Genomic DNA, 10,185 nt, shown 5'->3' on the forward strand with positions numbered 1-10,185 from the left:
CGCTTTGAGCGGCTCACATCCCGAATGCCCCCGGCTTTGCCGGGGGATGGTTACCTGACGTCTTGATTCCCCATGGCAGCCCCCAGCACCAGCGCGGGCTGTAACCCCATGGGGCCTGATCGGTCCAGCATCCTGAACCAGCCCAGGTAAGCATCGAGGTATTTCGTCGCCACACCCTTGAAGCGTTGCATCCAAGCGCGCAGCCTGCTGACATAGGCATTGACGTTCTGCACATGCCAGGGGCCTCTCACCCGCTGGCCCCGGCTCACATTCACCGCCTGGTGCTGCACGCCCAGTGCCCGGGCGGCGCTGGCCAGCGTGACGCTGCCATCGGTGCACAAGATGGTGTCTGGTGGCAGCAACGGCTTGAGCGCCGTTTGCACACTCACCGCTTTGCTCGTCTGCAGAATGAGGTTGGCCGTTGCTCCAGACCGGTCTCGCGCCATCAGCACCGGGGTGTACTCTGAGCCCTTGCAGCCAGCCAGCGCTTTGCCACCCCGCCGGCGAGGACGGCGCAGCAAGCCTCTTTGTCCCTTGCAGGAGACCAGGAAGTAGGACTCATCGGCCTCGGCAATGCCCACAAGCTGTTGAGCCTGCTGGTGGCTTGGGCAGGCCAGGAAGCGGTGGCGCCAGCGAAAGGCGGTGCTTTGCGCCACGCCCAGGCGCTGGGCCACCTGGTTGAGCGAGAGCCCCTCGCCCAGAGCCTGCGCCTGGCCCATCCACTTGTCCCGCAGATGCAAACGCGCCAGGGGCGTTCCCGTCAAGGCGTTGAAGGTGCGCGCGCAATGGCGGCACTTGAAACGTTGAAGCCCATTGGCCGAGCCGTTCTTGACGAGTAGGGAGCTACTGCAATGCGGACAGGCCCGAGGAGCATCGCCGTGTGCTTCTAAAACGGCGATGGCTTGGCTGTGATCGAGCAGAGCCTGCAGGCAGCTTGCCAGTTGCTGGCGCTGGTGGTGCGTCAGTTGGGGCAAGCTGTGGATCAAGCGCGTCATCTGCTGCTGTCGCATGGCTTTCTCCTGGGGCTGACGCAGGAGCGTCATGCTTGGGAGATGGGGGCGCGGCAGGGCGTTTAAAGACTCATCACTAGCATTCGCTAGAAGAGCCGGAAATCAGGCTCCAGCGCATTCTGGTCAAGCGCCAATAGCTATTATTTTGATAGATTGCGGCGCCGGGTGCGGCGCCCCGCCTATCTGGCACGAACCCTGGGGCCATTGGCCCCAGATGCGTGCTGGCGGCCTACAATCGGCGCCATGACGACCCTCCTTGCATACACCACCGCTGCCCTGGCATCGCTGCTTTACGCAGCGGCTTGCGCGCGTGCGGCGGGCAGGAAGACTGCGCGTTGTCAGCAGACGCCAGCACATTCCTGAGCCCGGCGGCACTCTCTCCTCATCCTCTTTCAGCGCAACCATCCACCGCCGGGCACCAGCCTTGCGCGGTAGTGGCCGTCTGTTCCCGCTGGGCGACAGCCGCATTTGATGGAGTGCCAATTCATGCATGCAGCCGCAGTTGTTGATGATGTTGTTGTGGTTCACGGCGAGCGCACGCTCACCGATCTGGACCATTCCCGCCTGATCAGGCTGGGGGGCCACCGGCTTCCCTCCGTTCTGGATGATCTGCTGGCCCAGGCAGACATCACCAGCTCGCGCACCGTGCGCGCGGATGTGGTCACGATGTATTCGCGCGTCGAGCTGTTGGATGTGCACACCCGCAGGCGCCAGGTGGTGACCCTGTGCTACCCGCAAGACGCAGAACCGGCCGCCGGTTTCATCTCGGTGCTGTCTCCCGTGGGCATCAGCCTGCTGGGGCTGCGGGAGGGGGATGTGGCCAGGTGGCAGACACCCCACGGCGAAGAATGCGCGGCCGTGATCGAGTGCATTCAGTTCCAGCCCGAGGCCTCGGGCGACTACCACACGTAGCCGCCGCTTCAGCAACTGCAGCGCCCGCTGCCGCCCGGGACCACCGTGCCCGCACTCATTGCCCTTCACGCCGGCGCCACATCGGGTGGCCGCCGCTGCACGGGTGCGCACGGCCCCATCACAACGACAACAAGGACACGCCCGCCATGACCCTTCGCTCCATCCTCGCCGTTACCGACTTTTCTTCCAAAGGCTGCCACGCCATCGCCCGCGCTGCGCTGCTGTGTGCCGAGCACCGCGCCACGTTGAAGCTGGTGTACCTAGCCCACCCCGACGAGGCGCCGCCACCGGATGCGGCCGTGCGCCTCGCGCAGCATGCGCTGCAGCTCAGGCAGCGGCACCACATCACAGTGCAGGCCGCAACCCGCATGGACCTCACGGCGGCGGATGTGGCCCGCGAAGCCGCCGATGCCGACCTGGTGGTGTGGGGCACCGCCCCGCCGCGGGGGCTGGCCGCCTGGTTCCGCACCCACCCGGCCGTGCGCATGCTGCGCGCATGCCAGCGGCCGGTGCTGGTGGTGCGCAAAGCGGCGGCACAGCCGTACCAGAGTCTTCTGGTGGCGGTGGATTTTTCGCAGGTGTCGCAGCGCCTGGTGGAACTGGGCTCTGCATTGCAGCCGTCGGCACGCGTCGAGCTGTTTCATGCCATCGACACGACCAATGAAGGCAAGCTGCGCTATGCCGAGGTGTCCGAACGCGCCATCCGCGCATACCGCGAAGAGTGCCAGCGGTTTGCGCAAGACAGGATGTTCACGCTGGCCGACTCGTATGACGCGCGCCGCAACCGTCTGTCCTCCACCATCGGCCGGGGCGACCCCGCCCGGCAGGTGGTGGTGCAGCAGCAGCACACGGCGGCCGACCTGATCGTGGTGGGCAAGCACCCGGCTTCCCTGCTGTCGGACCTGGTGTTTGAGAGCGTGGCCCATCGCATCCTGCGCCACGCGCCCACCGATGTGCTGGTGGTGCCGCATGGTTACCAGCCCGCCACCAGCGCGGCGCCCGCACAGCGCCTGGCCACAGACCTGCCTACGCGCCGCGTGAAGGCAGGCCAGCCCCGCCTGCCGCGCTATCCCAACCCGGCGGCGCAGATCGGGCGATCCTGATCTGTTTGTGATCTTGCCGTTGCCGTGTGGTCAAAGCGACGCATGGGGCCTGCAGCCAGCCGCCAGGCCGTCCGCGCCAAGGCCTTGATCGCCGCGGGCAACGACACGGCCGCCTGGTCGTAGCCGTGCCAGGGGCCGTTGCCGGTGCCAATCGCGGGCAAGGCCTTTGCCCCCATTCTGCAAGCCAACGGCGGCGGGGCGCTGCTCAACGTGCTGTCGGTGGCTTCGTGGATCAATGCCGGGGAACTGGCGGCGTACTCAGCCAGCAAGTCAGCCGCCTGGTCGCTCACCAACGCGCTGCGCCAGGAACTGGCCGCACAAAAAACGCAGGTGCTGGGCTTGCACATGGCCTATGTCGATACCGATCTGACACGTGGCTTTGATGTGCCCAAGACCAGCCCCGAGCAGATTGTTCAGCGTGCGCTGGATGGGCTGGAGGCCGGTGCAGAAGAAGTGCTGGCCGATGAGCTGACCCAGCGCCTGAAGCAGGCCATGACGGCAGAGCGCCCTGGCTACCTGCAAGCGCAGCACGCCTGAGCCCGCGCAAGGCACCTGCGTCTGGGGCGGTGGTGCCCCCGGCGCACCCCGCAGGCGTTTTGGCCTGGCGCGAAGCCGTTATGGCCGCAGCCAGATCCTGAGCGTGACATACAGCGCGTAGCCAAACGCCAGCACGCACCACAGCAGAAAAAACACGTTGGCCCAGTACGGGCCGGCCTGTTCAGCCAGCGTGTAAATCTGCCCCGCACAGCCCTTGCCCACGCAAGGCACCTCGCCCCGCGCCAGCGCACGCAGCAGGGCAAACAGCAAATAGCAGCCCACAGCGCCCAGCACCAAAAAACCCACCGGCCCCACCATGCCCTGGGTGGGCTCGCCGTTGCGGTCCCGATACCCTTGGCGGAGCAGCTTTTGGCCGTGCCGGTAAAAGACGAAGCCGACCAGCAGCATCAGTGCGTAGTACAGAAGCGTGAGCATGGTGGGCTGGTGGTGTAGCGCCGCGAGGGCAGGGGGGTGGTGCTGCCGATGGTAGCGGCAGGGCCGATGTATGGGGTGGGTGCGCGCAGAGGGTGTGCACTGCTCTAGGCACAAGCAACGCAGCCCCAGCATGCTCCGGCCTCATGCACGCCCGCATGAATTTTCAATCAAATCGGCTTCTAGCGCTTATCGGTAAAGCGCTGGTAGCTATTTATTTAATAGCGGCAGGCATTGTTGCGCTGGCGGGCAGGCAGCCTGCAAAGCCCTGCGGCCCGGGGGCAGACACCTCGGCCAGCGCCAGCTCGTCCATGCGGTCGTTCTGGCCTGGAATCTTGGTCAGCCGCTGCCCGTTTTGCCAGCGCCACTGCTGGCCGTCGAAGCTGTAGACGAAGGTGTGCGTGCGGTTGGAGAGCAGGTGCGCCGGGGTGAGGGTGATGGCCTGGGCCTCAGCCTCTGTCGCAGCGGTGGCGCGTGCCTCGTTGTCTTTGATGACGATCTTGCCCACAAACGGCGTCACGGCCGATTCTGTGGCCATCACTTCCGGCTGCACCTGGGCCGGGCTGTAACCCGTTTTCGTCCAGACGCTATTCCCCGCAATGTCGGCCTTGCCCACATGCGGCGTGCGGGCCGCCACAAACTGCGTGCAGGCTTGCACCAATGTGGCAAAGCTCTCATTGGCTTGCTGCGTGGCTGCGGCCGGCTGCTGGGGGGCAGACTGCGGCTTGCACGCGGCCAGTGCGGCGCAGGCGGCTGCCAGGCACAGGGCGGTGCGCAGGCGCGTAGCGGGGTGTTGGTGCACAGCGGGTTGTACGTGCAGGGACTGGTGCCTCATGGTGCCAGCCGCTCGCGTACCCAGTCGGTGCCGTCCAGCCGGTAGCGCAGGCGGTCGTGCAGGCGGCTCTTGCGGCCTTGCCAAAACTCCCACTGGTCGGGCTTCAGGCGGTAGCCGCCCCAGTGCGGTGGGCGCGGGGGCTTCAGCATGAACTGCGCGCCGTACTTGGCCGCATTGGCCACCAGCACGCTGCGCCCCGCAATCACCTGGCTTTGTGGGCTGGCCCAGGCGCCAATGCGCGAATCGAGCGGGCGACTGTGGAAGTACTCGTCGCTTTCCTCGTCGCTCACCTTTTCCACCACGCCTTCAATGCGCACCACGCGCTCCAGCTCTACCCAATGGAACTGGATGGCGGCGTAGGGGTTGCCCGCCAGTTGGCGGCCCTTGCGGCTGTCGTAGTTGGTAAACCAGACAATGCCGCGCTCGTCATAGCCCTTGATGAGCACGATGCGCGTGCTGGGGCGCATATCGCTGCCCACGGTGGCCAGCGTCATGGCGTTGGGCTCCGGCACTTCGGCGCTGATGGCTTCTTTCAGCCATTGGTCAAACTGTTGCAGGGGGGCGGCGTGCGAAGCGTCTTCGTTCAGCTCGGCACGCTCGTAGCTCTTGCGAAGGTCTGCGATGGATGTGGTCATTTCGCCATTGTGCAATGCACGCGCCCGCCCAGCGCTGCGCTGGGGCAAGGGCAGGGCAGGGAATGGACCCTGCGCAATCTTGACTGCCAGCAGAAAAACGCTGGTTGGGATTTAATCCCGCCACTGTTTTGCTGCCCAGCCGCATGGCTGCGAGCTGATCGCCCACCGGAGAACCTCACGATGCCCACCTTGAACATCAACGGCAAAGACACTGCCGTCAACGCCGACGACTCCACCCCGATCCTCTGGGCCCTGCGCGACACGCTGGGCATGACCGGCACCAAGTTTGGCTGCGGCCAGGCGCTGTGCGGGGCCTGCACCGTGCACCTGAACGGCGCGCCCGTGCGCTCGTGCGTCACTCCCATCTCGGCCGCCGTGGGCCAGAAGATCACCACTATTGAAGCCATTGCCGCCGATGACAAGGTGGGCAAGGCCGTGCATGCCGCCTGGGTCAAGCACGACGTGGCCCAGTGCGGCTACTGCCAAAGCGGCCAGATCATGAGCGCCACCGCGCTGCTCGGGGGCAAGAAGAAACCCACCGACGCCGACATCGACGCCGCCATGGCAGGCAATGTGTGCCGCTGCGGCACCTATGTGCGCATACGCGCCGCCATCCACGACGCCGCCAAGTCTTTGGCCTGATCGGTTCAAAAAAACTCTTCTGGCGTCGTTGCTGCGTCTTGTCGTACTGGTAGTACTGCCTGCGACACAGCGCCTAGCCAGAACCGCTTCGCTGAGTTTTTTTGCCCCGCTCTCCACATCCAACCCCCTCCCAAGAACACCGAGCAGGAGAACACCATGCATTTCGACGCTCAAACCGCCCGCGCCCACATGCCAAAAGGCCTGGTAGCGCTGATGGATCAAGCGCAAGGCGCTATCAATACCGAAGCAAATGCCGCCGCCACCGAAGGCGTGGCACGCCGCACCTTCCTCAAGGCCGCAGCCGCATCCGGCTTTGCGCTGGGGGCTTACCCGCTGGTGGCCACCGCGCAAGGTGCAGGCACAGCGCCTGCCGGGCTCAAGCCTTTCGAGCAGCCCTCGGCCTTTGTTCGCATTGACACCGATGGCACCGTCACCGTCACCATCAACCGCCTGGACTTTGGCCAGGGCGTGCAAACCGGGCTGCCCATGATCCTGGCCGAAGAGCTGGACGCTGACTGGAGCAAGGTGCGCAGCGTGCACGGCGACGCCAACCCCGCCTATGCCGACCCGGCCTTTGGCATGCACCTCACGGGCGGCTCCAACTCCCTGAAAAACTCGTACACCCAGTACCGCGAGCTGGGTGCCCGCACCCGCGCCATGCTGGTGTCTGCCGCCGCTGCGCAGTGGGGTGTAGACGCATCCACCCTGCGCACCAACGCAGGCTTTGTGGTGGGCCCCGGCGGCAAAAAGCTGGCCTACGGCGCGCTGGCCGAGGCCGCCATGCAGCAGCCCGTGCCCGAGAAAGTCACCCTTAAAGACCCCAAGCAGTTCCGCATCATCGGCAAGCCCACCACGCGGCTTGATGCCCAGGCCAAATCCAGCGGCCAGCAGGACTACGGCATCGACGTGCGCCTGCCCGGCATGCTCACCGCGGTGGTGGCCCGCCCCCCCGTGTTTGGTGCCAAGCTCAAGTCGCTGGACGACAGCGCCGCCAAAGCCATCAAGGGCGTGAAAGCCGTGCTGCGCGTGCCCACCGACCGCGGCGGCGAAGGCGTGGCCGTGATTGCCGAAGGCTACTGGCCCGCCAAGCAGGGGCGCGATGCGCTCAAGGTGGAATGGGACACGGTCAGCGTGGAGAAACCCGACACCGCCCAGTTGCTCACCCAGTACCGCGCTCTGGCCCAAAAAACCGGCGCCATCGCCATCCCCGCCGATGTGGCCGCGCTGGCCAATGCGCCGCAAAAAATCAGCGCCGAGTTCACCTTCCCCTACCTGGCCCACGCGCCCATGGAGCCGCTGAACTGCACCGTCAAGCTCGATGGTGACAAGGCCGAACTGTGGATGGGCACCCAGATGCCCGGCCTGGACGCCATGGCCGCCGCCAAGGTGCTGGGGCTGCAGCCCCAAAACATCAAGGTGCACACCCAGATGGCCGGTGGCGGTTTTGGCCGCCGTGCCATCCCCACCAGCGACTACGTGGTGGAAGCCTGCGGCGTGGCCAAGGCCGCGCGCACAGCAGGCATCAACGCCCCCGTGCGCACCCTGTGGAGCCGTGAGGACGACATCAAAGGCGGCTACTACCGCCCCATGCACGTGCACCGCGCCGAGATCGGCTTCGACGCCCAGGGCAACATCCTGGCGTGGGACCACGTCATCGTCGGCCAGTCCATCGTCAAAGGCACGCCGTTTGAAGGTTTCATGGTCAAAAACGGGGTCGATTCCACCGCAGTGGAGGGCATGAAAGAGCCCTACAACATCCCCATGCGCCTCTCGGTACACCACCCGCAGGTCAACGTGCCCGTGCTGTGGTGGCGCAGCGTGGGCAGCACCCACACCGCCTACGCCATGGAAACCCTGCTGGACGAAGTGGCCCGTGCCACCCAGCAAGACCCCGTGGCCTACCGCCTGCGCCTGATGGGCGACAAGCACCCCCGCCACAAGGCGGCGCTGCAGCTGGCGGTGGACCAGTCCGGCTACGGCAAAAAGAAACTCGCCGCAGGCCGCGCCTGGGGCGTGGCGGTGCACGAGTCGTTCAGCTCCGTGGTTGCGTACGTGGTGGAAGCCTCCGTCAGCAAAGACGGCACGCCCAAGCTGCACAGCGTGACCGCTGGCGTGCACTGCAATCTGGCCGTCAACCCCAAGAGCGTGGAAGCCCAGGTGCAGGGCGGGGCGCTGATGGGCATGTCCATGTGCCTGCCCGGCGGCGCCATCACCCTGAAGGACGGCGTGGTGGAGCAAAGCAACTTCGGCGACTTCCCCGTGCCCCGCATCACCGACATGCCCCAGGTGGCCGTGCACATCGTGCCGAGCGCCGAACCGCCCACCGGCATGGGCGAGCCCGGGTTGCCACCGCTGGCACCAGCGTTTGCGAATGCGGTGGCACGGTTGACGGGCAAGACGCCGAGGGAGTTGCCGTTTAAGTTGGCTTGATTGGGTTGGATGGAAGTAGAGCGCTGGGTTTGGAAAAGCCCGGCGCTTTTTTTATGGCTTATTCGGGTGCGCCAGTTCGCTGAAGTAATTCCCTGGGGAAAGGGTCTGAGGAGACTAGTCAAGCTGACGTGACCTCGACGAGCTTGCCGGCCTGATCAGCCCGCTTTGCCGAGAGTCCCAACACTGCGAAGTGATTGGCGCTGGGCGTAGGTCTCCGCGACAAAGTCAATGAAGGCTACAGCAGACGCTACCGCCAATCGGGCGTGCCTCGGTTGCAAGCCGCGATGCTGTCCGTCCCGGCCATGCCCGGTGCCGTACAACCCGCGGAGCTGGGCCAAGTTGTTGGTAAGCTGGGTCAGATTGCGCAGGATCAGTCGGATGTTGTCTGCCCCCTTAGTCTCGTCGGTGATGCCCTCAGGTACAAGTTGAAGCTCCTTAGTCACCTTCTTTGTGAGCTCACCCAAGTCTTCTGACTTCGTGAAAAGCACACCGCGCTTATTCAGTAGCGACTTGCAGCAGGACTCAACCAGCTCCTTCGCTGTGCCGATCGCAAGCGCTGGATCTCGATCAACAGCCTGCTCCAGACGCTCGATCTCTTTGGCCATCCATCCCGCATCCAGCGCATCGGCAACTGTTCTGGCTCGCATTACCGCCCGGGCTGTCTGATTTCGCAGCGGGCGGTATGAAAAGCGCGGGCGGCCCGCGATGAACTCTTCTTCAATGATCTCCCAACCAGTCTGACGCAGTTGGTCGTTGAAGTGGCTCACCAGCTTGATAGCCTCGTCACGATTTGGCCGAACCACCGGGTGCACGATCTCGCACAGGAAACGCAGGAAGGCCTCGGGTGGGCCCTCGAGCAATCGGAAGCGATCGTCCGTGTAGACCCAGTCGCTTTCCCAGTCGTCGTTGCTGAAGCGGTGCTGCCATATGTCTCCGGCGGCATCCTTATATCGTGAGTCATTGGAGGGGAGACTCTTGAGGTTGTATAGCCGGCTGAGGAATTCGACGTCGTCGAGGGTACCGAACCAAGCAACTCTCTCCAGCTTAAGACCGTCGACGATGTTCTGTCGAATCTGGCGCGGCAACGCGATATCCTTTTGAAGTGCATCTATATGCACATCGGTGCGCCAATCGGACCGTGTCGCTTTCGCGGGCACAAAGCGGACTGAGTACCAGTCCTGTGTCTCCGGCTCGAGGACGGTCTTCAGTCGTGCGGCGATCTGCTCTTCCACCTGACTGCGGCGTGGTCCCAAACTCGCAAACTCAGAAGATGGCAGCTCAAGACGCACCTCGTAGAGGTCCGTGCCCCCGTTCCAGTTGTCGTATCCCACTTGCTCGATGCTCGCCGGGCAACGGCGCAGAAGTGCGGCTGCTTCATCGAGACGTTCGGCTCGTAGCAGGTCGTGCACGGTAGCGAGTGTCTGTTCAAGTGTGTCCATGTCTTATCCCTGTTTAGCTCTAAGTGCTTCGTCTGGTTCTTATATCCGGCCGCACGCACACTTGCCTCCTTCCATGTCACTTTGGTAGCTACCCTAGGCATTCGAATCTGAATGACTTAGTCCAGCCTAGAGCGGCTTAATCCATCTATTTCTACGTGTCGCATCCCGGACGATTGCATAGACTCTAAACGCTATCCACTCTTCATAGCC

Annotated in this window: 9 protein-coding genes and 1 pseudogene; 5 read left to right on the forward strand and 5 right to left on the reverse strand. The window is 64.5% G+C overall.

The window, feature by feature from the left end; genetic code table 11:
* Window positions 1–50 precede the first annotated feature (50 nt).
* On the reverse strand, window positions 51–1,010 hold the full coding sequence (locus IHV84_RS19525; protein ID WP_198848092.1) for an IS1595 family transposase: 960 nt from the start codon (window positions 1,008–1,010) through the stop codon (window positions 51–53).
* 486 nt (window positions 1,011–1,496) lie between these two features.
* Between IHV84_RS19525 and IHV84_RS19530 the strand changes: the two genes are divergently transcribed.
* From IHV84_RS19530 to IHV84_RS19540, 3 genes and pseudogenes are all read left to right on the forward strand, one after another.
* The gene (locus IHV84_RS19530; RefSeq protein WP_142080754.1) at window positions 1,497–1,922 is read left to right on the forward strand and encodes a GreA/GreB family elongation factor; all 426 of its coding nucleotides are present in this window, start codon (window positions 1,497–1,499) and stop codon (window positions 1,920–1,922) included.
* Between the two features lie 146 nt (window positions 1,923–2,068).
* A complete protein-coding gene (locus tag IHV84_RS19535) occupies window positions 2,069–3,025 on the forward strand; it encodes a universal stress protein (RefSeq protein ID WP_142080752.1) in 957 nt (318 codons plus the stop codon).
* A gap of 159 nt (window positions 3,026–3,184) precedes the next feature.
* Window positions 3,185–3,562: pseudogene (locus tag IHV84_RS19540) on the forward strand (SDR family NAD(P)-dependent oxidoreductase); the annotation flags it as partial.
* Window positions 3,563–3,640: 78 nt separating this feature from the next.
* On the opposite strand, the gene IHV84_RS19545 reads toward IHV84_RS19540, so the two are convergent.
* The 3 genes from IHV84_RS19545 to pdxH all read right to left on the reverse strand — a co-directional run bounded on the left by IHV84_RS19545 (window position 3,641) and on the right by pdxH (window position 5,464).
* The gene (locus tag IHV84_RS19545) at window positions 3,641–3,997 is read right to left on the reverse strand and encodes a hypothetical protein (protein ID WP_198848093.1); all 357 of its coding nucleotides are present in this window, start codon (window positions 3,995–3,997) and stop codon (window positions 3,641–3,643) included.
* A 211-nt stretch (window positions 3,998–4,208) separates the two neighbouring features.
* Entirely contained in the window at window positions 4,209–4,829 is a 621-nt protein-coding gene (locus IHV84_RS19550; RefSeq protein ID WP_233100142.1) for a hypothetical protein, read from the reverse strand.
* Window positions 4,826–5,464 (reverse strand): pyridoxamine 5'-phosphate oxidase, encoded by a 639-nt coding sequence (gene pdxH, locus IHV84_RS19555; protein WP_198848094.1) that lies wholly within the window; start codon window positions 5,462–5,464, stop codon window positions 4,826–4,828. The genes IHV84_RS19550 and pdxH overlap by 4 nt, the downstream gene beginning before the upstream one ends.
* A 180-nt stretch (window positions 5,465–5,644) precedes the next feature.
* On the opposite strand from pdxH, the gene IHV84_RS19560 reads away from it, so the two are divergent.
* Both IHV84_RS19560 and IHV84_RS19565 read left to right on the forward strand, forming a co-directional pair.
* Window positions 5,645–6,106, forward strand: coding sequence for a (2Fe-2S)-binding protein (locus IHV84_RS19560; protein ID WP_198848095.1), 462 nt, complete (start codon window positions 5,645–5,647; stop codon window positions 6,104–6,106).
* 156 nt (window positions 6,107–6,262) lie between these two features.
* Window positions 6,263–8,536, forward strand: a complete 2,274-nt coding sequence (locus IHV84_RS19565; protein ID WP_198848096.1) for a xanthine dehydrogenase family protein molybdopterin-binding subunit — start codon at window positions 6,263–6,265, stop codon at window positions 8,534–8,536.
* Between the two features lie 155 nt (window positions 8,537–8,691).
* Here IHV84_RS19565 and IHV84_RS19570 read toward each other — a convergent pair whose 3' ends face one another.
* A complete protein-coding gene (locus IHV84_RS19570; RefSeq protein WP_198848097.1) occupies window positions 8,692–9,975 on the reverse strand; it encodes an abortive infection family protein in 1,284 nt (427 codons plus the stop codon).
* Window positions 9,976–10,185: the final 210 nt, after the last annotated feature.

Source organism: Acidovorax sp. IB03 (genome assembly GCF_016406015.1).
Lineage (GTDB): Bacteria > Pseudomonadota > Gammaproteobacteria > Burkholderiales > Burkholderiaceae_C > Acidovorax > Acidovorax temperans.